Origin of the sequence: Algoriphagus locisalis (genome assembly GCF_900116615.1) — a bacterium.
Classification (GTDB): Bacteria; Bacteroidota; Bacteroidia; order Cytophagales; family Cyclobacteriaceae; genus Algoriphagus; species Algoriphagus locisalis.
The window spans coordinates 40,935-65,191 of record NZ_FPBF01000007.1 but is presented as its reverse complement, the minus strand read 5'-3'; the positions used below and the strand labels follow the sequence as shown (position 1 = coordinate 65,191).

Annotated in this window: 17 protein-coding genes; 10 read left to right on the top strand and 7 right to left on the bottom strand. The window is 41.9% G+C overall.

From position 1 onward, the window contains the following. Nucleotides 1-124 precede the first annotated feature (124 nt). Nucleotides 125-1,471, top strand: a complete 1,347-nt coding sequence (gene trkA / locus BM386_RS18140; protein WP_091696865.1) for a Trk system potassium transporter TrkA — start codon at nt 125-127, stop codon at nt 1,469-1,471. Nucleotides 1,472-1,474: 3 nt separating this feature from the next. Beyond that, nucleotides 1,475-2,923: a TrkH family potassium uptake protein gene (locus tag BM386_RS18135; RefSeq protein ID WP_091696863.1), complete on the top strand. Its 1,449-nt coding sequence runs from the start codon at nt 1,475-1,477 to the stop codon at nt 2,921-2,923. Here the strand turns inward: BM386_RS18135 and BM386_RS18130 are convergent. Further along, on the bottom strand, nt 2,920-5,379 hold the full coding sequence (locus tag BM386_RS18130) for a ligase-associated DNA damage response DEXH box helicase (RefSeq protein ID WP_091696861.1): 2,460 nt from the start codon (nt 5,377-5,379) through the stop codon (nt 2,920-2,922). The genes BM386_RS18135 and BM386_RS18130 overlap by 4 nt on opposite strands. Nucleotides 5,380-5,513: 134 nt before the next feature. On the opposite strand from BM386_RS18130, the gene BM386_RS18125 reads away from it, so the two are divergent. Next, the gene (locus BM386_RS18125; protein WP_091696859.1) at nt 5,514-6,026 is read left to right on the top strand and encodes a hypothetical protein; all 513 of its coding nucleotides are present in this window, start codon (nt 5,514-5,516) and stop codon (nt 6,024-6,026) included. Between the two features lie 71 nt (nt 6,027-6,097). Here the strand turns inward: BM386_RS18125 and BM386_RS18120 are convergent, their stop codons facing one another. After that, nucleotides 6,098-6,697 (bottom strand): hypothetical protein, encoded by a 600-nt coding sequence (locus BM386_RS18120; protein ID WP_091696858.1) that lies wholly within the window; start codon nt 6,695-6,697, stop codon nt 6,098-6,100. A gap of 11 nt (nt 6,698-6,708) precedes the next feature. Next, the gene (locus tag BM386_RS18115) at nt 6,709-9,018 is read right to left on the bottom strand and encodes a TonB-dependent receptor (RefSeq protein WP_244545560.1); all 2,310 of its coding nucleotides are present in this window, start codon (nt 9,016-9,018) and stop codon (nt 6,709-6,711) included. A gap of 221 nt (nt 9,019-9,239) precedes the next feature. Between BM386_RS18115 and BM386_RS18110 the strand changes: the two genes are divergently transcribed. Continuing rightward, complete coding sequence (locus tag BM386_RS18110; RefSeq protein ID WP_091696856.1) at nt 9,240-10,604, top strand: exonuclease domain-containing protein; 1,365 nt, start codon at nt 9,240-9,242, stop codon at nt 10,602-10,604. A gap of 6 nt (nt 10,605-10,610) precedes the next feature. On the opposite strand, the gene ypfJ is transcribed toward BM386_RS18110, so the two are convergent. Next, nucleotides 10,611-11,510, bottom strand: coding sequence for a KPN_02809 family neutral zinc metallopeptidase (gene ypfJ / locus BM386_RS18105; RefSeq protein ID WP_091696855.1), 900 nt, complete (start codon nt 11,508-11,510; stop codon nt 10,611-10,613). A 425-nt stretch (nt 11,511-11,935) separates the two neighbouring features. On the opposite strand from ypfJ, the gene BM386_RS18100 reads away from it, so the two are divergent. Continuing rightward, nucleotides 11,936-12,709 carry a 3-keto-disaccharide hydrolase gene (locus BM386_RS18100; RefSeq protein WP_091696853.1) on the top strand — a complete coding sequence of 258 codons (774 nt, stop codon included), beginning with the start codon at nt 11,936-11,938 and terminating at the stop codon, nt 12,707-12,709. A gap of 521 nt (nt 12,710-13,230) precedes the next feature. On the opposite strand, the gene BM386_RS18095 is transcribed toward BM386_RS18100, so the two are convergent. Further along, a complete protein-coding gene (locus BM386_RS18095) occupies nt 13,231-13,698 on the bottom strand; it encodes a SixA phosphatase family protein (protein WP_091696852.1) in 468 nt (155 codons plus the stop codon). Between the two features lie 155 nt (nt 13,699-13,853). Between BM386_RS18095 and topA the strand changes: the two genes are divergently transcribed. Next, nucleotides 13,854-16,181 carry a type I DNA topoisomerase gene (gene topA / locus BM386_RS18090; RefSeq protein ID WP_091696850.1) on the top strand — a complete coding sequence of 776 codons (2,328 nt, stop codon included), beginning with the start codon at nt 13,854-13,856 and terminating at the stop codon, nt 16,179-16,181. Between the two features lie 25 nt (nt 16,182-16,206). Next, nucleotides 16,207-17,331 carry a carboxypeptidase-like regulatory domain-containing protein gene (locus BM386_RS18085; RefSeq protein WP_091696848.1) on the top strand — a complete coding sequence of 375 codons (1,125 nt, stop codon included), beginning with the start codon at nt 16,207-16,209 and terminating at the stop codon, nt 17,329-17,331. A gap of 33 nt (nt 17,332-17,364) precedes the next feature. Here the strand turns inward: BM386_RS18085 and BM386_RS18080 are convergent, their stop codons facing one another. Together BM386_RS18080 and BM386_RS18075 are read right to left on the bottom strand one after the other, a co-directional pair. Beyond that, entirely contained in the window at nt 17,365-19,764 is a 2,400-nt protein-coding gene (locus BM386_RS18080; RefSeq protein ID WP_244545559.1) for a hybrid sensor histidine kinase/response regulator, read from the bottom strand. A 76-nt stretch (nt 19,765-19,840) separates the two neighbouring features. Next, nucleotides 19,841-20,719, bottom strand: coding sequence for a 3-hydroxyacyl-CoA dehydrogenase (locus tag BM386_RS18075; protein ID WP_091696845.1), 879 nt, complete (start codon nt 20,717-20,719; stop codon nt 19,841-19,843). A 112-nt stretch (nt 20,720-20,831) separates the two neighbouring features. On the opposite strand from BM386_RS18075, the gene BM386_RS18070 reads away from it, so the two are divergent. The 3 genes from BM386_RS18070 to fabF all read left to right on the top strand — a co-directional run bounded on the left by BM386_RS18070 (nt 20,832) and on the right by fabF (nt 23,782). After that, entirely contained in the window at nt 20,832-21,812 is a 981-nt protein-coding gene (locus BM386_RS18070) for a zinc-dependent alcohol dehydrogenase family protein (protein WP_091696843.1), read from the top strand. Nucleotides 21,813-21,885: 73 nt separating this feature from the next. After that, entirely contained in the window at nt 21,886-22,308 is a 423-nt protein-coding gene (locus BM386_RS18065) for a hypothetical protein (protein WP_091696841.1), read from the top strand. 220 nt (nt 22,309-22,528) lie between these two features. After that, nucleotides 22,529-23,782 carry a beta-ketoacyl-ACP synthase II gene (fabF, locus tag BM386_RS18060; RefSeq protein WP_091696840.1) on the top strand — a complete coding sequence of 418 codons (1,254 nt, stop codon included), beginning with the start codon at nt 22,529-22,531 and terminating at the stop codon, nt 23,780-23,782. The last annotated feature ends 475 nt before the right edge of the window (nt 23,783-24,257 follow it).

Below are 24,257 nucleotides of genomic sequence, written 5' to 3'. Positions count from 1 at the left end.
GTGAATTTTTAGGATTTAGCTTTGTTACTTTGACCCGTAAGGCAGAAAAGAAATTGCTTAATATCTGATTACCATTTAGAAAGCTATTATTTTTGCCAATTCAAAAATCACCTGAATTACCTCTATGGGGATGAATATTGTGATTGCCGGTGCTGGAGATATGGGTTACCACCTCGCTGAGCAATTAAGTTACGATAATAAGGATATTACGCTGATCGATACAGACAGAGAAGTATTGGACTATGTGTCCTCCAAGCTCGATGTATTAACAGTTCAGGGAGATGCTACCTCATTTGAGATCCTCAAACGCGCCAACGTCAATCGAGCAAGCATGGTCTTGGCTGTGACTACCTCTGAGAAAACCAATATTGTGACTGCAGTTTTGGCCAAGCAACTTGGTGCAAAGCGGGTGATGGCCAGAGTGAGAAATCACTCCTACATGGAATCAGAGAACATGTCCTACTTCAAAAATCTAGGCATAGATAATTTGATTTCACCAACTATGCTTTGCAGCAAGCATATTTTCAACATGATAGAGAATTCCAGTTTTACGGAAGTTTTCGATTTTGAAGGTGGCAAGCTGAATATCGTGGGGATCACACTAGATCAAAGCAATCCTCTAGTCAATCAGCGGATAATGGACACCAAGTCCAACCCTATATTTGATGACATTCGGATCATAGCGATTCTCAGGGATCAAAAAACACTCATCCCTAGGGGAAGTACAATCATCCGAAATAACGACCACGTATTTTTCATCTCTAATAAGAAAAATACACAGACCATCATGGAAGTGCTAGGTCAGGAAAAGCATACCATTAAGAATGTGATGATTATCGGTGGGGATGATATGGCGCTGACCACAGCGCTTAGGCTGGAAGACCATTTCCGGGTAACGCTAATCAACAAGGACAAGGAACGCTGTAAATGGCTGGCAGAGAATCTCAAAAACTCGCTGGTGATCAACGGTGATTATAAGAATGTAGAATTACTCATCGAGGAAGGCCTAGAGCAGATGGATGCATTTCTTGCCTTGACCGAATCCTCCGAGACCAATATTATTGCAAGTTTGACAGCCAAAAATCATGGGGTTTACAAGACTATTGCCCACGTAGATACACGGGAGTACATCCATATTTCCCATAGTATAGGTGTGGATTCATTGATCAACAAAAAGCTGGTAGCTGCTAATGAAGTGTCCAGGTTTTTGAAAAAAGGTACAGTGGAAGCAGTTTCCGGTATCTATGGTGTAGATGCGGAGTTTATCCAATATTCCGTCTGTAAGAATAACCGATTGATCAAAAATCCGCTGAGAGAATTGCATTTTCCGGATTCAGCTATCGTAGCCGGAGTAATCAGAGGAGAGGAAGTTTTTATCCCTGACGGTGATTTTCAGCTGGATTTGAATGATAAAGCAATTGTTTTGGCGCTGCCTGAAGCAAAAAATGCGCTGGAAAAACTGTTTCATTAAGGGATGATCCATTTTAAAGAAATCGGGAAAATCATGGGCGCACTCTTGGTGCTGATTTCCCTGTTGATGCTTCCCGGGATTATTTTTTCTATTCATTTTGAAGAGGACCCCTGGCCGATTTTGAGCTCGGCTGTGATCACTATGGTAATTGGTGCTACGCTCTTTTTCTCTTTTTCAAAGCAGGACCAAAATATTAGAAAGCGAGAAGGATACTTGATTGTGGCTTTGAGCTGGGTTTTTATGGCTGGCTTTGGGATGCTTCCTTACGTGCTTAGTCAGGAAATAGGGAGCTTTTCAGATGCTCTTTTTGAGACCATGTCGGGTCTCACTACCACGGGAGCCTCTATTCTGACAGATATTGAAGCTATGCCAAAAGGGTTGCTTTTTTGGCGAAGTATGACCCAGTGGATTGGAGGATTGGGGATAATCGTGCTAACAGTCGCAATTTTTCCACTCTTGGGAATCGGCGGGATTGAGCTCTTTGTAGCAGAGTCTCCCGGGCCTACTTCGGATAAAGTTCACCCGAGAATTTCTGAGACAGCAAAGCGCCTTTGGTATGTCTATGTAGGGCTTACAGTGTTGGCCACCTCACTTTACTGGGTAGGAGGAATGACCTTTTTCGATGCGATCAATCACGCCTTGACTACATTGGCTACGGGAGGTTTCTCTACTAAAAATGCCAGCATGGCCTACTACGATTCAGCATTTATACAGTATGTAGCGATCTTTTTCATGTTTTTGGCAGGAACCAACTTTACGGTAATCTATTTTGGCTTGATTGGAAAGTTTAAGCGCGTGTTGCGAAGTGATGAGTTCAAAACCTACGGTTTGGCGCTTTTGGCACTTTCTATTATCCTCTATTACCCGATTTTTGCCAATGGCGGAGTGAGCCATGAATTGGCTTTCCGTAAATCTTTGTTTCAGGTAGTTTCTATTGTGACTACCACAGGTTTCGTGAGCGATGATTACACGCAGTATAGTCAAGGAGTGACTTTTATCTGTTTCATGTTGTTGTTTTTGGGAGGCTGTGCGGGTTCTACCGCAGGCGGGATCAAATTCGTGCGTCACCTGACGTTCATTAAAAATTCATGGCTGGAATTTAAGAGATTGGTTCATCCAAGAGCAATAGTCCCGCTGATGATCAATGGAGACCGGGTGACCGGGAGAATCATCACACATATCATGAATTTCCTGCTGATCTATCTACTTACTTTTGTTTTGGGAGCATTGGCACTTTCTCTGATGGGCTATGATCTTGCTACTTCCTTAGGTGCTGTAGCTACTTCTTTGGGAAATGTGGGTCCGGGAATAGGCAAAGTAGGTCCAGTGGATAATTTTGCGTTTTTCTCGCCTACGGCAAAAATCTTCCTTTCGGTAATCATGCTTCTTGGGCGATTGGAGCTATTTACACTCCTGATTTTATTCACTCCATTCTTCTGGAGAGCTAATTAATCCATGACTTGAAACTGGGCTTGTATCTTAGCGATCCGATCTTCTATTGATTCCGAACTAATCGATGTTCTGCTCAGCCGATCTACCATGATTGGAAATGAAAAAGGTGTGAACTGCACTGGATGCTTTACAACTAAGTATTGACCGTTTATTTTTTGCAGCGCATGAATCATTTTATCTTCCTCCATCTGCTGATCTATCGCTTCTCCATGCGCTTGTTTCAATAGTAAGTTTTCAGGGTCATATTGCTCGAAGACTTGAAAAAGCAGACTGGAATTGGCTTGAATATGCTTGAAGGTAGTTGGTTTTCCTGGGTATCCTTGGAAAACCAAGCCAGCAATACTTGCGATTTCCCTGAATTTCCGTCGGGTCATTTCCGTCTCATTTACACAGCGTAGTATGTCCTCACGTAGGTTTTTAAGAGAAAAGAGATCTTCCTCCAGTATTTCTTCAATATTCATATAGCTGTCGCAAAGCAGCTCAAACCCATAATCGTTCATCGCCATGCTAAAGGTCACAGGATAGCTCACACTGATTCGGTAGGCGATCAAAGCGCTCATCAACTCATGAATTGCCCGACCTTCAAAAGGGTAAAAAAAGAGGTGAAATCCCTGATTGGTTTGATGTGCTTCTATCAGAAATGTGTCCCGGTTTGGGACTATAGAAAGGCGATTTTGAAGCTCCAGAATAGGGGATACGTGGACGATCTCTTCTGAAATCGAAATTCCTTGATTGTAGAGTTCAAAAATCTCCCTGATTTTATCTGCCAGCTTAGATGAAAGCGACATTCTTGCACCCATCCAACTCACTACATTTGTGGTCTTTTTCTCAGAGACTTTCACTGTAGCTGTCAACCCATTTACGCGAAGCAATTCAAGGCTTCTACCAGTAAAGAAAAAACGGTCACCGATTTTCATTTTGGAAATAAAGGATTCTTCTACCGTGCCGAGGTAAGCACCATTTTTGAATTTCACCTTGATCATTGCTTCCGAAACGATCGTTCCCATGGACAATCTGTGTTTCATTGCAATCTTTTTATTCGTGACTCTGTAGAGTCCATCCTCTGTTTGAATTACCTTCAAAAAGTCCTCATAGCTCCCAAGGGAAGCTCCTCCCTTTGTGATGAAGTCCATAACCCAAGACATCTCGGCCACAGATAAGTCTTTATACGAATGGCACTTTTTGACTACTTCATAAATTGATTTTTCTTCAAATCCATCGCCAACTGCGAGTGTTACCAAAAATTGAATCAGGACATCGTAAGCTAAAACCGGAGGGAATTGAGATTCCGTTTCTTCCTTTTCTATCGCATCTCTAAGCGCAGCCGCTTCGATCAATTCCAGGGAATTAGTAGGTACAAAGAATATCTCAGAGGGCAATCCCGGCTGATGAGAAGCTCGCCCAGCTCTTTGCATAAATCTTGAAACTCCTTTTGGACTTCCTACTTGTATGACCCGGTTTACCGGACGGAAATCAACTCCTAAGTCTAAACTAGAAGTACATACGACTAACTTTAATTTCCCTTCATGCAGGGCATTTTCCACCCATCCGCGGACAGCCATGTCTAAGGAACCATGATGCATGGCAATCCAGCCTGCCCAGTCCGGTCTGGCTTCGAGTATCTTCTGATACCAGATTTCAGTTTGTGACCGGGTATTGGTAAAGAGAAGTACGGTTTTCCCTGATTCAATTATAGGGATTACCTGATCCAGCATTCTGATTCCCAGGTGTCCATGCCAAGGATATTTCTCCACTTCTTCAGGAATCACTGTGTTTAGAATGATCTGCTTCTTGATATCAGCTTTTACGATATGAGTAGGCATTTCTTCCCCCAGAAGAGTCTTGGCAGCAGCTTCCAGATTCCCTATGGTAGCTGACACCGCCCATCTGCGGAAGGTGGTTGGGCAGATTGACTGCATGTATTCCAGTGCCAACTGCACCTGAACCCCTCGCTTGTTTCCTACCAATTCATGCCATTCATCAACAACCACAGCCTGAACGGTTCGAAACAGATCTGCATGACCTTTTTGGGAAATCAGCACATGTAAAGTCTCTGGAGTGGTAATCAGACACTCTGGAGGTCTTCTTTTGATCGCAGCGCGGGTTTTAGAATCTGTATCACCATTTCTGACCGCTACCTGCCAGGGCAGCCCAATGGTCTCACAGACTTCTTGCATTGCTTTTTGGATATCCTGAGCAAGTGCTCGGAGCGGAGTGACCCATATTAGCTGGATACCATTTTTCTTAGGCTTTTGCCACGTATCCTGATTGTTCTTGATGTATTCCAAGATGACAGGAAACCAAAGCGCAAAGGTTTTTCCTGATCCTGTCGGGGCGTTTAATAGCCCGGATTTCCCGTCGAGGTAATCATTCCAAGTCTGCTTTTGAAACGGGAAAAGCGTCCAGCCTTTCTTTTGAAAATAATCCAAACCAATTGCCAGACGCGTTTCTTTCATAAGTATATTTAACGAGGAAGTTTAGGCGGTGAACCTACCCAAAGAAAAGGGAAAGAATTCCAAATGAATTTGTAATTTCAGAAATAACCGAACAGATGCAAATCTGTTTCCGTTGAGCTTAGAAAAATAGACCTATGAGAAATGTAATTTTAGTACTTCTAGTTTTGATTGGTTTTGGATCGTGCTCTGAAAGCGATCAAGATCTTTATACGGGACAAAAATTGGATTTTCAATTATATAAAGCCAGTGATTTTGATTACAGTGGGACTTTTTCTGTCCGAGAATTGATAGATGGAAACCTGGAAGTTACCATACAGTTAGTCGGAGAAAGAAGTACAGCTGCCACCACCTTTCCAGCTCATTTACACTACGGAAGCTATACAGATCCGGATGCCCCTATGGCAGTTATGCTTACTCCGGTGAGTGGTGCAGATCTGCTAAGTAAAACTGTCCTAGGCACCTTGATGGATGGTACAAAGCTAAGCTTTGAAGATATGAAGACTTTCGATGGTCATGTAAAAGTGCATCTGGCAAATGAAGGACCGGATTACGAAGTGATTTTGGTAGCTGGAAATGTAGGTTCCAACGTAGAGGAACTTGGGCGATTTGATGCTGAGCAGATGACGATTTGTTCCCCTGATTTTTAATGGTTTGGATTTAGGCTTAAACACCAAAAGTAGCGATTTCGCTGCTTTTGGTGTTTATAAGGGATTTGTAATTATTCTACTACAACAGGGAAAGTGATGTCCAAATCAGATTCACCACCTGCCTGTGCATAGTCTGTGAAATTTGGGTTGTCAGCTCCAGGAAAGTTTTTGTCTAAATCATGACGAAGGATCACCCGCATCTCCGCAGTGCTAAAACCTGGACTTTGCTGCACAGATACGATGCCTTTCAATCCAATCAATTCTGTGCCCTCATCATCATAGGTATAAGATAGGAATGGAGAGCTAGTGAAAGCAGATCCTAAGAAATAAAACTGGTGCTCATCACCTTCCTCTTGGATCTCCTCAGTGATGTTTTCATTTTCAATGGAATTATACACTTCGATAGACATCTCATAGGTTTTACCTTTGGCCAACATCACCGTTTCTATCGTTGGCGCGCCACCCACTTCAATTCCTTCTGCGTCCGAAGCAGTGAACTCAACTGGTGAACCTACCGCATTCCCACTGGCGTCAATTTCCTGAAACATCAGCGTGACATCTGTGATCACTTCGCCGTCATTTTCAGGTACTGGATCTTCACTGGAACAGCTTGCCATAGCAAATGAAACAAATGCAAAGGCGATCAAATAAAGTTTGTTTTTTGTGTTCATAAAGTAGTCGGTTAGAATTCGTAATTGATTTTTAAAAGGACATTTCTTCCCATATCGTAAGTGAAGTATCGGAAGCGGTTCATGTAATCTTTGTAGTTGGTATTGAATAAGTTTTGTACTTGCAGTCCAAGATTTAACTTGTTTTCTCCAACGGTTAGTTGCCTATTGTAAGCGAGGTTGAAGAGTGCATAGGCAGGGGGAGCAGGTGCAATGTCGAAATCAGGCTCTCTACTTTGCTTAGCCACCAGCACATTACTCAAGGTTAGTTTGTTTGTGCGCGAATCTGTGGCTTTGGCAAAGTCATAAGAGACGCCCCAGTCCAGTCTGTTTGAAGGGATAAAAGGAAGGTAATTATCCTCCTCTGTGTTTTTTGCTTGTACGATAGCGCCTTTTAAGTACCCGCTAATCTTATCAGTGAATTCATAGCTTCCAGCAAAATCAAATCCGTAGAAGAATGCATTTGCCTGCAAGTATTCATACACATTGAAAGTGCCCCTCAAACTCACATACGTTTCACCTGTGGGATTTAGGTAAATGTAATCCTGAATAGGATTCAAGTAAGCAGTGAATTCCAGATGGGTCTTGTTTCCATCGTACTGAAGCTCATTGATCCATTTCAGTGATTTTTCTGACTTCAGATCAGGATCGCCAATTTCCACTGCTGCAGCTCCATGATGCAGACCTTCGCTGAATAATTCATTCACATTTGGTGGTCTCCAGGCCGAGCCGAGATTGGAGTTGAAGGTCAAATCTGGACTGATGTGATAAAGACCTCCAAGGAATGCTGAGAAATTTTGATAATTCAGATCAGCGGTCTGAAGCTCTTGATTGATGTATCTGGCAGTATTCACATTTCTGAAATCAAACCTCACTCCCGCTTCCACTTCGAGTGGCCCTTTGGAGTATTTTTCCATGGCATACATTCCTACATTTACCATGTCGTAGTTAGGTATCAAGGGCGTAACTCCCGTACCTGGCACATTGCTGTTTGCCTGCTGAATCAGGTTCAAACCCCAAGTGCCACTGAGTTCATTCTTGTGCGTATGGTTTACGTAGAGATCCAGGGTATTTGTAAAAAGCTCTAAATCCAAGCTTGCTTTCTCATTCAAGTCTCCTCTTCGCTTATCAAACTCCTGTCGGTGATTAAGCTGAAAACCATACTGGAAATTCACTTTCCAACTCTCAGAGATGTGATAATGCGACTTCAGCTTGGCCAAATGGTGAGTTACCCGTTGTTTGGGATTTACGATGTCATAGGTGAACTCGCCATCTCCGAAAGGGCGGCCATTTTCAATGATATTTTCTAAATCGGATAGGTTGCCCGTATGGGAGTCATTCAAGATTCCCAACTCAGAATGGAATAGGCTATAATAGGCTTCCACACCAAGTTTGGAGGTGCTGTATCCCAAGGAAGTACTCAAATTTAACTCACTGACTCCTGTATTATCCTGAAAATAGTCAGGGGATTTAATGTTACCGGATCTTTTGGCAGAGCCCTGGATCCTATATCCGAAGCCTTTTATTTTTTCCGAGCCACCCGCATGCACCACATTAATATTACCCATTCTGCCATTAGTTCCGCCGATCAGGTTTAGACTCGTTTTCCTGAATTTATTGGTGGGAAGTGGGGCTGGATTGACTAGAATGACTCCTCCCATTGCTTCTGGGCCATATCTTACCGTTTCTGCTCCTTTTACCACAGTGATCTCATCAGCTAGAAAAGGATCAATTTCAGGTGCATGCTCTGCACCCCATTGCTGCCCTTCCAGTCGAATGCCATTGTTCATGATCATGATTCGATTGCTGTGCATTCCATGGATTACTGGTTTTGCTATGCTGTTTCCAGTAGAAAAAGTAGAAACTCCTGAAATTCTCTTTAAGCTTTCACCCAGGTTTTCACCTCTAGATTCAAGTAGATTTTCGCCATAAAGGGCAGATACTGAAGATGTAGTTTGTACAGCATCCCGATGACCGTGAATTTCTACGCCGCTAAGTTCCAGCGCTTCATCTTCCAATCGATAAGTTTTGCTGTAGTTATTTGACTCTAAGTTGACAGTATCTGTTATAGTTTTATGACCGATGTATTGTATGGTAAGCGTATAAGTGCCGAGACACAGGTTTTTTACTGTGAAGTTTCCATTTTGGTCACTTACAGCGCCTTCTTCCGCCTCAACTATCCACACATAAGCAGCCTCAATGGGTTCGTTATTTTCCAAGTGGATAATTTTACCTCTGATGGATAGCTTGCAATCCTGGGCTTGGATGCTAAACGCAGCAAGTAAGATGAAAGCCGTAATAAGTAGTCCTGTTTTTAAATTCACAATGCAAAAGTAGTAGGCGTCGGGATTATAAACTAGAACAAATGAAACAAAGTTGCATTTATGGGATAAAAGGTAAAAAACTACAAGGAACTGAAATTTTGGTCTGTGGTTGGGCTGTAAATGGATCCTATTTCAAATCATATAAAGGTTATTGAACTGATTCTTTGTCATTCTCTGACACCACATCATTATCTAAAAATTCAAATCCTTACTTTTAGGCAATGGAATTTGCCATAGTAGATATAGAAACCACTGGCGGCGCGCCCAAATACGGTGGAATTACTGAAATAGCAGTTTTGATTCACGATGGGGAATCGATTATCAGAGAATACCAGACGCTGCTTAATCCCGAGCAGGCAATCCCAACTTACATTACTGGACTGACTGGAATAGATAATTTCATGGTGATGCACAAGCCTACTTTTGAGGCGATTCAGGATGAGTTATGGGAATTACTTAACGATAGAGTTTTCGTAGCCCACAATGTCAGTTTTGATTATGGTTTCCTTCGGGAGGCGTTTTTGAAAGTTGGGAAGGAGCTAAAAACACCTAAACTATGCACTGTAAAGTTGAGTAGAAAAGTGTATCCAGGTATGAAATCTTATAGCTTGGGGAGACTATGTGAAAGCCAAAAAATCGAAATTGAAGCGAGACACCGGGCGATGGGAGATGCGAGGGCTACAGCTATTTTGTTTGATCGGATGATCAAGTCCGACTATCAAATCATCAACCAATCCCTTAAGAAAAACACCGGAGAGGCTTTTCTTCCGCCTAATTTTCCTCACTCCAAATTCAAAGAAATCCCAACTGCCTGTGGAGTTTATTACATGCTGGATGAGCGTGGAAAAGTAATTTATGTCGGTAAGGCGATTAATATCAAAGAACGATTTAAAAACCATTTTTCAGGTCAGTTACTGCCTAACCTCAAGCAAAAACTTAAGACTGAAGTGTTTGATCTAAAATGGGAACTCACTGGAAGTGAACTTATGGCACTTCTATTTGAAGCCTTGGAAATCAAACGTCTATGGCCCAAGTATAATTCCGCTTTGAAAATGCCAAAGCGTCTATTTGGGCTGTTTCACTATGAGGACAATTCAGGCTATGGGAGGTTTCAGGTTTCGAAGATTACCAAGTTTTTCAAGCCCATAGAATCTTTTTTCTCTATGGAGGAAGCGAATGCCTTCCTGAAGACTGGGATTAAAACCTATGGTTTATGTCCCAAATTAAGTGGGCTTAGGAAAGTGAATTGCGCACCTGAAGAGGATATGAGTTGCAACGGTGCTTGCCATTTTACTGAGAAACCCAAGGAATACAATCAGAGAGTGGCTGAGTTTATGGAGAAAATAAAGGAGAGCCAAAAAGAGCTTTTGATCAGTCTGGATGGTCGTAATCCTAATGAAAACGCCTATTGCATGTTTGAAAGCGGAATGCTTAGCAAATTTTCCTTTCTGGAAAAAGACCAGCTTACTGATGACATTCCTTCGCAATTAGATTTTGTGGCGCAAGTACCAGAGACTTATTATATCCTTCGCCAATACATCCATCAGATTAATCCAGCTCAAATCCAAGTGCTAGAAACAAATTAAGGTTTCTTACAAGTCGTTGGTATTAAAGGTGTCGCCTTGATTGATGTCGCCAGTCTCAAAGCCTTTTTTAAACCATTTCATGCGCTGAGCTGAGGTGCCGTGGGTAAAGGAATCTGGCGTCACTCTTCCGGTTGCCTGCTTTTGCAAGCGGTCATCTCCGATTGCATTCGCGGCATTTAAGGCTTCAGCCAAGTCACCCTTTTCCATCCAACCTACAGACTTCTGACTGTGATGCGCCCAAACTCCTGCTAAAAAATCTGCTTGGAGCTCTAGTTTAACGGATAATTGATTGTATTCTTTTTCGCTCACCTGGCCTCGCAGTTTATCCATTTCCGAAGTGATTCCGGAGATTTTCTGAATGTGATGCCCTACTTCATGTGCGATGACATACGCTTGTGCAAAGTCTCCCGGAGCATTCAGTTTTACTTCCATTTCTTTGAAAAAGCTCAGGTCGATGTACAGTTTCTCGTCCCCCGGGCAATAAAATGGGCCAGTTGCGCTGGAAGCCATCCCGCATGCAGAAGAAACTTGTCCACTGAAAAGCACCAAGGTTGGTTCCCGGTAATTATCCAATTGCTGATTCCAGACATCCTCGGTATCTGCCAAAATGGTTTCAGAGAAAGCTGCCAGTCGATCTTCCTCCGCAGAAGGAGTGTAATTGGTCTCCATAGTAAAGCCTTGGCCGCCGCCGCCCATGAAATCTCCTAAGAACGAAAGAGGGTTTGTGCCAGTAATTACAGATATTACAATAATTCCTCCGACTATGATTAGACCAGTTTTGGAGAATAGAATCTTGATCAATGGACCGATCAGCATGGGATTAAACCCTCCGCCTTGCATACCTCCTGCACGTTGACCACGTCTATCCTCCACATTGGAGCTTCGTCTTTTTCCTTCCCATTTCATGTGTTTATAATTTTTTTTAAGGTCACATGGAATCTTCGCATGAATTATAAACATCCCTCTGTATGTCGGTTATGGTCATGCTTGATTTCATATGATTATAATTTGTCTTTTAAAGGCCATAACCTGTCCCGTGACGAAGGATACGGGATGGAATCTCGCCTGGGAGATAATCATCCCTCTGTGTGTCGCTTCCGACATGCTCGATTTCATGTGTTCCTAATTTTTTTCAAAGAATTATCAAGTTTGTCCCAAGCTGATTTGGGGAGAATCTGGAAAAATTTTAACCAATCCCATAGAACTCATTTGTTTCATTCTTGAATTCATCTTATAAACAGCTTGATTTTGTTTAAAATTAACCAAATTGACCAATCAGACTTGTTCAATTATTTAATTTAGAGAAAAAATATATTCAAATCTATCTACATATGAATCACAAATTTTTGCAAAGACTTGTTTTCACTCTAGCACTTTTAGGAGCTGCCACACTTACGATGGCTCAAACTGGTGTAGGAGTAAAGCCTGAAAAGGGAGCTAAATTATACCTAGACGGCTCGAAGAAATCGGTAGAAAAGAACTGGGAGTACTGGGAAGGCCCAAGATTTAGTGCTGAAAATCCCATTAAATGGCCTGAAGTATCGGATCCCGTTGACGGAGGCAAAGCAATTAGTAGTAATGATCCGGCAGCAGCTGGCGGTCTATATGGCGCTGCGGACATAGTGACCAAAGATAAATTTGAAGATTTCCGAGCTCATGTAGAATTTTTTATCAAAAACGAAGGTGGTAATAGTGGCGTGTATTTGCAGAACAGGTACGAGGTGCAAATACTAGACGGAGATTATGGTGATCACGGCTTGGGTGCATTGATTAATGAGCATATTCCTACTTCTGAGGAATACTATGGCATAGGCAAATGGAATGCATATGATATTGTGTTCAAAGCTGCACGTTTTGAAAATGGGAAATTGGTAGCAAAGCCTCGTGCAACAGTCTATCTAAATGGTGTGAAAATTCATGAAGACAAGGAGATACAACAAGTTTGGGGAGGACCAAATTCTGGTCTAGATGGAGGAAATGACGGCGGAAAAGGTATCACTGACAGACCTGGAGGACTGAAACTTCAGGCAGAAGGACATGATGTTTTCTTCAGAAATATCTGGATCAAAAAACTGAAATTGGACGATATGTCCACTGATTTCTAAAGTAATACATAGACCAATAAAAAAGCCCTGAACCGTAAAATTCAGGGCTTTTCGCATTTTAATTTGGTTCTTTTTCCTAAAGAATTCAGAAAACTGTTTGCTCTTCTAAACTTCCGTAGGAACTGCATCTATTCAGAGGCTGGGTGAAGAAAGCGGCAATATTCGGTTCTTTCGAAGATATTCATGCTAGCACTTTAATCGGTAATCGTAATTTGGGTATGTATATTCTTTAAAAGGGTACTCTAATTTTTAGCCATTGATCAGCATGTAACTGAAGGTTCCGCGGCGATGGAACCACTTGAGTATTTTGGGCGGGGCTTCGGGTAAACTTTCCGAATCGAGAGGGTTTATTAAAATTCAAAAAAACAACATATTTTAAAATACTGGGTGTTAAACTTCGCTGATTGCCGAATTATTTTACGAATATAATAGGAGTGGGGTCAAAAACTTAATTATTGTGTTCTTTTTTTTGATGAGAATCTAAAAGTGGGTTTTTCAATGGTCCCTTAATGGATTGTTGCTTATTGAATGATTTCCTTCAATGTTCCAGTGCCTAAGCCAAGCATCTTCCATTCCGGTACCTGCAAGTCTATCACAGCCATCATTCCGGGCTGCAATCCAATGTAGTTTTCATTGCTAATATGCGATAGTAATAAACTGATGGTAGGATTATGTCCTATAAAGAGACAGTTTTCCACGTCAGGAGCTGTATTTTCCAGCAAGGAAATCATGCTGCCTACATTGCCTTCATAAATATCCATAGTGAAAATTCTGTCTTTAATATGGATGTACTTTTCGATCAGTTCAGCAGTTTCTACAGTACGTCGTGCAGCTGAGCAATACATCAAATCCACGGATTTCAGGGTTGTTTCTAAGCTTTTTCCCATACGATCCAGGCTATCTCTGCCTTTTTTGGTGAGTTGGCGCTGAAAATCTGATCCTTGAGAAAAACCTGCTTCTCCGTGTCTGAGTAAAAACAATTGCTTCATGATAAGTGGTTTAAGCCTGTAAAAGTATAAGGCACTTGAATCAAAAATCCCACCAAATCCGAGCAACGCAATTTTAAATATTTGGACGAGAAAACAATGCCGTCTATTTTTAGCTTTTCTTATCGGGTTTGAAAGCCCAGAAAAACTGCTTTTCTATGTCAAAAAACCTTGTTATCGTCGAGTCACCTGCCAAAGCCAAAACCATAGAAGGATACTTGGGCAAGGACTATAAGGTCGCATCCAGCTACGGTCATGTTCGGGATCTTCCTAAAGGCGATAAAGCGATCGATATTAAAAATAGATTTAATCCCACCTATGAGGTCACTGCCGATAAAAAGGATGTGATCAAAAATCTCAAAGCTTTAGTGAAGGATGCAGAGACTGTTTACCTAGCGAGTGATGATGACCGCGAGGGAGAGGCGATTTCTTGGCATTTGAAGGAAGTATTAAAGCTAAAGGATGAAAATACCCGAAGAATTGTCTTCAGGGAAATCACCAAAAATGCGATCACCAAAGCCATCGAAAACCCAAGAGGGATAGATATAGATTTGGTAAATGCCCAGCAGGCACGCAGGATCTTGGATCGTTTGGTGGGTTTTGAACTTTCTCCGATTCTTTGGAAGAAAATCAAAACAGGTCTTTCCGCAGGACGGGTTCAGTCTGTAGCAGTTAGGCTGATTGTTGATAGAGAAAGAGAAATTGAACAGCATAAAGCCAAGTCAAGTTATAGAATAACCGCTATTTTCGAAGTAGAAGGCAAAACTTTCCAGGCGGAACTTCCAAAGAAATTTGATACGAAAGCTGAGGCTGAGGAATTCCTAAAGAAATGCCTAGAAGCTGATTTTTCAGTTGCTAATCTGGAGAAAAAGCCTGGGAAAAAATCTCCAGCAGCTCCTTTTACCACTTCCACACTTCAGCAGGAAGCGAGTAGAAAGCTATATTTCTCTGTTGCTCAAACTATGTCTGTCGCTCAGAAACTCTACGAAGCTGGTAAGATTACTTATATGAGAACAGATAGTGTGAATCTATCGGATGACGCGATGGCATCAGCTAAAAGTGCAATCCAGAGTTCATACGGTGACAAATACCACAAATCAAGAAAATTCACGACCAAGTCTGAAGGGGCTCAGGAGGCTCACGAAGCCATCCGACCAACTGACTTTGGCAATACCCATGGATCGGGAGATCGCAACGAACAGCGGCTCTATGAGCTGATCTGGAAGCGTGCTATCGCGTCGCAGATGGCAGATGCGGAATTGGAGAAGACGATCATCACGGTAGATATCTCAAATCAGCCGCAAAATCTAGTCGCAACGGGCGAGATCATCAAGTTTGATGGATTCCTAAAAGTATATCTTGAAGACACCGATGATGAGCCGGAAGAGGAAGACCGCAATGAGGGAAAGGCTTTATTGCCTCCATTGAACATCGGTCAAGCTCTTAGTCTTCAGGAAATGAAAGGCCGGGAGACCTTCTCCAGAGCTTCTCCTAGATATACAGAAGCTTCTTTAGTGAAGAAACTTGAAGAGTTGGGAATCGGACGACCGTCCACCTATGCACCAACCATTTCTACCATTCAACGACGTGAATATGTAATCAAGGAATCCAGAGATGGTACGCCTAGAGATTATGTGGAAATGATCATAAAAGGTGGTGAATTTAAAGATGCCACCAAAACTGAAAATACTGGAGCTGAGAAACAGAAGCTTTTCCCAACCAATATTGCAATGGTGGTGAATGACTTCCTGGTAGAGCATTTCCCGAATGTGATTGACTTCAGCTTTACTGCAAGAGTAGAAAAGGAATTTGATGATATCGCTGCAGGTGGACAGGTTTGGCAGGATATGTTGGATTCTTTCTATGGCAATTTCCATAAGAATGTAGAAGACACTGAGCAAATCGCCAGACAAGATCTCAATACAAGCCGTGAACTTGGAAATCACCCTGTAAGTGGGAAGCCAATGATTGCTCGACTTGGGAAATTTGGTCCTTTGGTACAGATCGGCGACTCGGAAGATGAAGAAAAGCAGTTTGCAAGCTTGAAGAAAGGCCAGTTCATCGAAAATATTACGATGGAAGATGCACTGGAATTGTTCAAATTACCTCGTGACATCGGGATGTTTGAGGACAAAAAAATGGTGGCTGCTATCGGAAGGTTTGGCCCTTATGTGCGTCATGATGGCAATTTCGTTTCCCTTCCAAAGGAAATGGATCCACTGAGCATCACAGAAGAAGAAGGAATCCAACTCATCAAGGATAAGCGTGAAGCTGATGCCAAAAAACATATCAAATCCTTTGATGAAAACCCTGAAATCCAGGTATTGAATGGTCGATGGGGACCCTATATCAAGATGGGTAAGAATAATTACAAAATCCCTAAAGATAAGGAGGCCGAAACACTTACTTACGAAGAGACGATTCATATCATAGAAAACCAGCCTGAACCCAAGAAAAAAGGAGGGAGATTCGCCAAGAAAAAGTAAGTAAAACCTACCTACCAGAAATAAAATGAACAAGCCTATTACAATACTTCGAAAGATTGTTTTAGGCTTGTTTTTGTTTTTAGGTGGGAATATGGCTTTTGCCCAACTGGTTTTTCAAGGTACCGTGGCTGATTTTGATACGGGTGAAGAGATTCCATATGCCACTGTTTTTATCACGAATACCACCTTTGGTGTATCTGCAGATGAAAATGGGAAATTCTCTTTGTCTATTCCCGAAGGAAACTATGAAGTGATTATTCGTATGTTGGGATATAATGGGCTAGTATTCAGTTTATCTACAGAAGAATTAAAGCCTCAGGGGTACCGGTTTTTACTAACTCCAAGTGAGGAGGAATTGGACTTGGTAGAGGTCAAGGTAAACCGTGATCCAGCTTGGTACAGGAACCTGGCGAGTTTCAAAGCTTATTTTCTTGGAACTTCAGAAAATGGACTCCAATGCAAGTTTCTCGATGAAACTATCTTGAGACTGGATGATCAAAGTGAAACAGGCGTGCTCAAAGTGACTGCAGCAGATATCCTGAGAATTGAAAATCCGAACCTTGGCTACCGGCTTGACTATTTACTAGAAGAATTTAGGTATCAGAGGCAGGATGGCTATGTGTTTTATGCCGGATATCCACTCTTTGTACCCGATTCAACTTTGTCTAGAAGAAAGCAGAGAAAAGTCGAACAACAACGTGAAAAAGCATATCGAGGAAGTTTACAGCACCTGATCAGGTCAATTTACGAAGGAACTACAGAAGAACAGGGATTTGTCCTACGAAGGCTCTACCGAGTCCCTGATCCTTCCAATCCCGGTAAGTTTGTTAATCAATTGGTTTCTAGTCCTTTTTCGGCAAAGGAACTAATCACCAAGAATGCTGAGGGCAAAGTGATGCTACGCTTCAGTGACTACGTGCATGTCACCTACACCGAGGAGTTAGAAAGCGTGGAGTTCAGAGGCAGAGCCAGCCCTGGGAGGCTTGGAAATCAGGTTTCTACAATTCATCTCGAACTAGAGGAATTGGAAATTTACGCAAATGGGAGCTATGCAGATCCATTTGGGATTTTAGTAGAAGGATACATCGCATGGGAGCGAGTGGGTGATTTGTTGCCTATGGATTACAATCCGGAATCTACAAAACCATAAAAGCCTTGTTGATTTTCGAATCACAGAACTAATTTAAAGCTCAATATCCAGCTTGATTTTATCCAGATAAAGCGCTTTTTCCACACTGGAAAAAAGTAATTCCTGATCTATAGGCTTGGTGATATAAGCATCCATTCCAATTGCAAAGACCCGGTTTTTCGTTTTTTCGGTGGTATCTGCAGTCACAGCTATAATTGGAATATCCTTGGAATTCATTCCCGAGTTCCCCGAACGGATTTCTTGAGTAGCTTCATATCCATCCATTTCAGGCATTTGCAGATCCATCAGCACCACATCATAAGCAGATGTCTTCATGGCTTCCAGTGCTTCTATTCCATGGTTTGCAAAATCAAAGGTTACCCCTTTCCATTTCCTCAAAATAGATTTGATTACCAGCTGGTTTACTGTATTGTCTTCTACCACTAGCAAATGCTTACCATTCATTAGCTTCTCGGATTGTGAAGGAGTCATCAATTCTTGGTTTTGCAGAGACTTTTCTGACTTTTCGATTTCCAGCTTTATGCTTACCTGAGTTCCTTTATTTTTGACAGAATTGATTTCTATTTCACCCTGATGAAGGTTCACTAAGGCTTTTACGATGCATAGACCTATTCCAAAACCCCCATATTTCCGCTTGTCATTGATCTGCTCCTGACTGAATGAATCGAACACCCGATCCAGCTTTTCTTTGGCTATCCCTACGCCGGTATCGGCTATGTCCAAGTTGATTCTGACCTTATTCCCTGGAAGTTCTTCGGTGTTGATAGCTAATTTTACCTGTCCTTTTTGGGTGAATTTAGTCGCGTTATCCAGGACATTGGATATGATTTGCTTGAGGCGAATAGGATCCCCAAGGAGTTTTGAATTTATGTTATTTCGCTCTTCATAGATGAATTCCAACCCTTTTTCCCGTGATTTTTGATTGGTTACCACTTTTAATTCTTTAATGATTTTATTGAGTTCAAAGTCCACACGAGCAAGCTTCAACTCACCTTTTTCGATTTTAGAATAATCAAGAATATCATTGATGGAACTTAATAAAGACATAGAGGAGTATTGGATTACCTCCAGGTTGTTTTTGATACTGGGATCATCCGTGCTGCTTATAATTGATTTGGAAAGTCCCAAGATTGCGTTTAGCGGAGTTCGCAATTCATGGCTCATGTTTGAAAGGAAATAAGACTTTATTTCATTGGATTCCTGAGACTGCACCAATGCGATTTCTTGCATTTTCTCTTTTTCGCTTTTCAGCAAGCGTATTCTATTTGCCATAGAAAGGGATAGGAATATGATTTCTACTCCAGTACCGATTTTGGAAGCATTTGCTGTGAAAAAAGAATTGGGAATCAGGGAAAAGTTGTTTAAAATGAATAGCACGAAGCCAAAAGTCAAGCAGGCAATGCCTATCGTAAAGAAAAAATCAATTGGCGTTTTGGTAATGTAACTGTTGAAAATGTTCGTGATGATCAAAGCCAACGTTAAAATCCCAAGAATATTGACAGCCGGGTAATAGAGAGCCTGTCCTGCTGTGTACGTCAGAATCGCTATTAACAAGAAAATATGTGCAATGAAAAGGATTTGGTACGAACGCTTGATGAGAGTAGTGAGTCTCGGTGCATTGATATAAACATAGCTATAGCCCCCGAGTGCCAGTGAGCTCAAAGTTGCGAAAATCAACAGGGAGCGATTGGCAAACCAGCCCTGCTCCTGAGTAATGTATTGGAAAAAGTACCCATCAAGATTTAAGTGAAGAAGTCCGACTGACACTACATAGGCTACGTAGAAAAGAAAGCTGGATTCCTTCATTCCAAAATAAAAGAAAAGGTACATCACACTTGCGATACAGAGGATGCCATAGAAAAACCCAAATATCAGTTGGTTGAAGAATGAAGAATTAACCAGCGATGAGGTGTCATTCAACAGAAGAGGAAGGTTAATTACTTCACCATCACTTTGGTATTTGATGTAAAATTTGGACGAGGAATTAGGTTCAAGCGTAATCGGGAAGATCAGCTTTCTGTGCTTAAATGGCCTATCATCAAAACTGACCAAATCACCGCTCAGCTGATCTGAAATAAGTTTTCCTTCAGTAAATTGATATAAATGAACCACATCTGTGATAGGGCGGGCAGTTTCCAAAAAGAAAGTCTGGGCTTCCTCAGAGTTATTTTCCAAAGAAAACCTCAACCAGAAGGTCTTATCTGTAAAACCTAAATCGGTTATTGGATATTTTAAAGTAGCAAAATCAAGATTGTTTTCATTTTCAAGCAGTTTTTCCAAGGTGTAATTAGTAGAATCTACTTGGGCAATTTCAGCTTGGGAATGTAAGGAGGCAGGAAAATTCAAGTTTTGACTAGCTGAGATCTGACCTCTACTTTCTGCGCTGTTCCAAAACAGCATGCCAAGGGTAAGACATAAATAAAAGTAATTCATAAGGGAGATTAAAGGGTAGGAGCAATTACGAGGTATTTTCTAAAACTAGATCTTATTTAAGCCGAAAATGTTTTGATTATTTCAAAAAATCTACGCTTTTATAGCTAGGGTTGGGGTATTTGTAGAAGCCCTCGCCCGATTTGGCACCTAATTTCCCCTGATCCACATATGCTTTGAGAAGAGCCGCAAAAGCTCTTGAGGAAGGGTTTCTTCTAGAACTGGTGATATGCCAGGCTGTGTCTAAACCCACATTGTCCAAAATCCCAAATGGGCCAGCAGACATATTGAAATTGATCATCCAAGATTTATCTATGGCTTCTACTTCGGCTATTTCGCCTGTCAGCAGTCTGCCTGCTGCATCGATCCAGGCGATCAAAAGTGTATTGAAGATATATCCAGAATGTTCTTTTTTAACCAAAATTGGTATTTGATTCAGTTTTCGCCCAAGCCCCTCCAAGATGCTAATCACTTTAGCATCGGTACCTTCATGAGGCATAATGTCCACCACTCTGGAGTGAAACACATCATGAAAGTGAAATGCACAAAATTTCTCCGGCCTTCCTGATACCTCTGCAAATTGGGAAGGAAGGAGGTAAGACGTGTTTGTTGTGAAAATGGTGTGTGCTGGGGCTAGTTTCCCTATTTCTTTCCAAACTTCAGATTTGATTCCAGCGTCTTCAGTCACACTTTCAATGACTACATCAGCAGCTTGTAAGGCCTCCGCTAGATTAAAAGTAAAATAAACCCGTTCCATCACTTCTACTGATGGGACGTTAGTTTTTTGTCCTGATTTATTCAGTTGATCTATCAGGAGGTTCATTTCTGTAGAAGAACGTTGAAGTCTGCTGTGGTCCACATCATAGACCTGCACCTGAAAACCAGAAATTGCTGCCTGCAAAGCAATTTTCGTCCCGAGATTGCCAGCTCCAATGATGCAGATAGTAGTGATGGTCATTTTTGCTATTTTCTGCGCTCAAGGTAAAGAAAGATCAAGAGTATGCCTGAACGAATGAAGATTTATCGTAGTTAAAAGAGAAGTAATTGCAAATCTGAAATTTCAATAGAATATGATAGAAGTAATTTTTGAAAAAACCGGGCTCCCAGAGGATGTGCTTCAAGTAAGAGAATCCCCTGCTCCCGAGCCAAAACCCCACGAGGTTCAGATTCAAGTCAAAGCAAGAAATATCAATCCTTCTGACCTGATGTTTATCCGCGGTAGATATGGAATTCAGCCTGATTTGCCGAGTAGTGCGGGCTTTGAAGCAGCGGGAATAGTAAGTAAGTCTGATGCTGATGGAAAGGTGCCTGTGGGCACGCGAGTGATGTTTACCGCCCAAGGAACCAATATGGGGACTTGGAGGGAATATATCACTTTGCCGGCCAAGCAAGTCATTACTATGCCTGAAGAAATGTCGTTTGAGGTGGCCTGTCAGGCTTTTGTCAACCCTGTGACTGCTGTAGCAATGGTCAATAAATCTGAATTGAAATCCGGAGACTGGCTACTGCTGACTGCGGGAGCATCTGCGTTTGGGAAATTTGCCATACAAGTGGCCAAGTCCAAAGGAATCAAAGTTGCCTGTACCGTTCGACATGATGAGCAGAAAAAGCATTTGACTGATCTCGGGGCTGATTTGGTGATTAATACGGAGAAAGAAGACTTGAAAAAGGCTATCAGTGAGGTGGTTCCAGAAGGAGTTTCAGCCGTATTTGATGCAGTAGGAGGAGATTTGGCAGCCGAAGCATTGACTTGTATCAAGCAATTCGGAAAGATGTACGTTTTCGGAGTACTGAGCGGAAAGCCTATGCCACTTAAGACAGGATTGATGATTTTCAAGGAGATTACAGTAGAAGGCTTCTGGCTGAGTAGTATTCTGCAGCGGATCTCAAATGAAGATCGAGCCAAACTTTATAAGGAGACGCAGGCTTTTCTGATGGATGAAGATTCCAAAGTGGAGGTGGAAGCAACTTTCCCTCTTGCTGAAGTAAAGGCTGCAATAGCAGCTTATAACAAACCGGGACGAAACGGAAAAATCCTCTTGCTGAGTTAATTTCTTTGAAATAGTTCTTCATAAAAAAAGGGATTCCCCATCTTTGCATTTCAAATCAAAAAAACTGAACAGAATGAATTGGGATACGCTGGATAAAGAGCTTACCGAAATAGTAGAAAAAAGAAATCAACTAGCCGCTATGGATTATAGCGACGAAAGATATGATGATCTTGAAGAAGAGCTTCATGATTTGGAAGATGATTTCAATGAAAACTATGAGGATAGACTTGAAACTGAAATCGAGAAAATCCAGGAGAAGTTACAGTCTGACACGGACATCCTTTTACCTACTGCCTACATTGCCAATGCCTACAAGCCTATGCTTCCTGATGCCAATGGTGTCGTGAGCTACGAGGTAGGAGGTCAGCAAGGTGTTCCGATTGAGTCGGAGCAATTTGACAAGCAAGATGTACGTATTGTTTTGATCCCAAATCCCGCACGATTTGTGATGCTGATCAATGGCAGACAGCTGAAGGATCTTTGGAGAAGCAGATAATTAGATGTCGGATTTCAAATTTATGATTTCGGATTTGTCATATCGAGTTGCAAATAGAATAAACCTGGTGAATAGCCGGGTTTTTCTATTTGAGGGGGATTTTTTCCAGTCATGTAAGTAAAGTTTATTTAGGTAAAAGTTGCGCTTACCTTTGCCTATCGAATAAGATCTCTCATCATAAAGTTTGTAGGCATTTTCGAAGCAATGAAAATTAAAAGGAATGAATTCTAGAAGAGTAGTTATTACCGGTTTGGGAGCTTTGTCTGCTCTTGGAAATGATGTAAAGAGCAACTGGCAGAACGCCAAAGAAGGCAAAAGCGGAGCGGGAGCGATCACTTATTTTGATGCGGAGAAGTTCAAAACGCGGTTTGCCAGTGAGCTAAAAGGCTTTGACCCTACCCAGAGACTTGATAGAAATGATATCAAACGCTCTGATCTCTACACGCAATATGGGTTATACGTAGCTGCTGAAGCTATGGAAGATGCTGGTTTGGATGTGTCTCAATTGGATTCTCCATTTGATGCCGGAGTGATCTGGGGCACCAGTCAAGGAGGAATGAATACTTTTGAAAAGGAGATGAAGGAGTTCGTAGCAAACGACCTTACTCCACGCTTCAATCCATTTTTTATTCCCAAATACCTAGTGAACATGGCTTCTGGAGTAATCTCGATGAAGTATGGTTTTATGGGGATCAACTATACGCCAGTGACTGCCTGCGCTTCTTCGAATAGCGCGATCATGGATGCTTTTAATTACATCAAGTGGGGAAAAGCCAAAGTGATCATCACTGGAGGTTCGGACTCACCGATTACTGAAGCTGCCATGGGAGGTTTCAATGCTTTGAAAGCGCTATCCACTAGAAATGAAGAACCGACTTCCGCATCAAGACCTTTTGATGTGGACAGAGATGGATTTGTAATGGGAGAGGGAGCCGCGGCTTTGATTCTGGAAGAATACGAGCATGCCAAAAAGCGTGGGGCCAAAATCTACGGAGAAGTGGTAGGAGCGGCTATGACAGCCGATGCGTATCATTTGACTGCAACTCATCCCGAAGGAGCAGGTGCATCTCAGTGCATGAAGTTCGCATTGGAAGAATCTGGATTGACCATGCAGGATATAGATTACCTAAATGCCCACGCCACTTCTACACCAACTGGTGATTTGAGTGAGATTAAGGCTATTTCAAGATTGCTGGATGGTAACTATGATAAGTTGCATATCTCCGCGACGAAATCTATGACAGGACATTTGCTAGGAGCTGCAGGGGCTATTGAAGCAATCTTCTGTGTGAAGGCTATCAATGAAGGAATAATCCCTCCTACAATCAATACTGAAACCTTAGATCCTGCCATTCCTCAAGGAGTTCAAATTGTCACCAAATCAGCAATTGAAAAAAAGGTGAAGGTAGCCTTGAGCAATACCTTTGGCTTTGGTGGGCATAATGCTTCGGTGGTATTTAAAGAGTTTGTATAGATTTCCTAACCTTTGAGGTCTTTAGGACCTCGAAGGTTTTTTGTTTTTTACCCCGAAGTCGCAAAGGACGCGAAGAATTCCGCAAAGGTTTTTATTGTGGTTTGTTTTTGAATCGTAAGGAATACTGATCGTGCCGTTGGCACTCTAAATATTCTGATTTGGTTTAAGCCCTGAATTTCGCTTCGCTGCATTCAGGGCTTTTACTATTGGTGCCGTTGGCACAACTTTTCAATTGAGTTTTAATGCTCTTTGCCAAAGGCAAGGCCAGTAAAAGCCCAGAATGATATTCTGGGTTAAGTAAGAATAGTGATTACATGGCGAGCGCCAAAGGCACGATCGGTATTATAAAAAAATGGCTCCGTCAGATGTTGACGGAGCCATATTCATGGAATAAGGAATTTAAACCTTCGAGGAGATTTCTCCTTCGTCCCTCAGTCGAAATGACACCTCAAAGGTTCACATCAACATTGCGCCT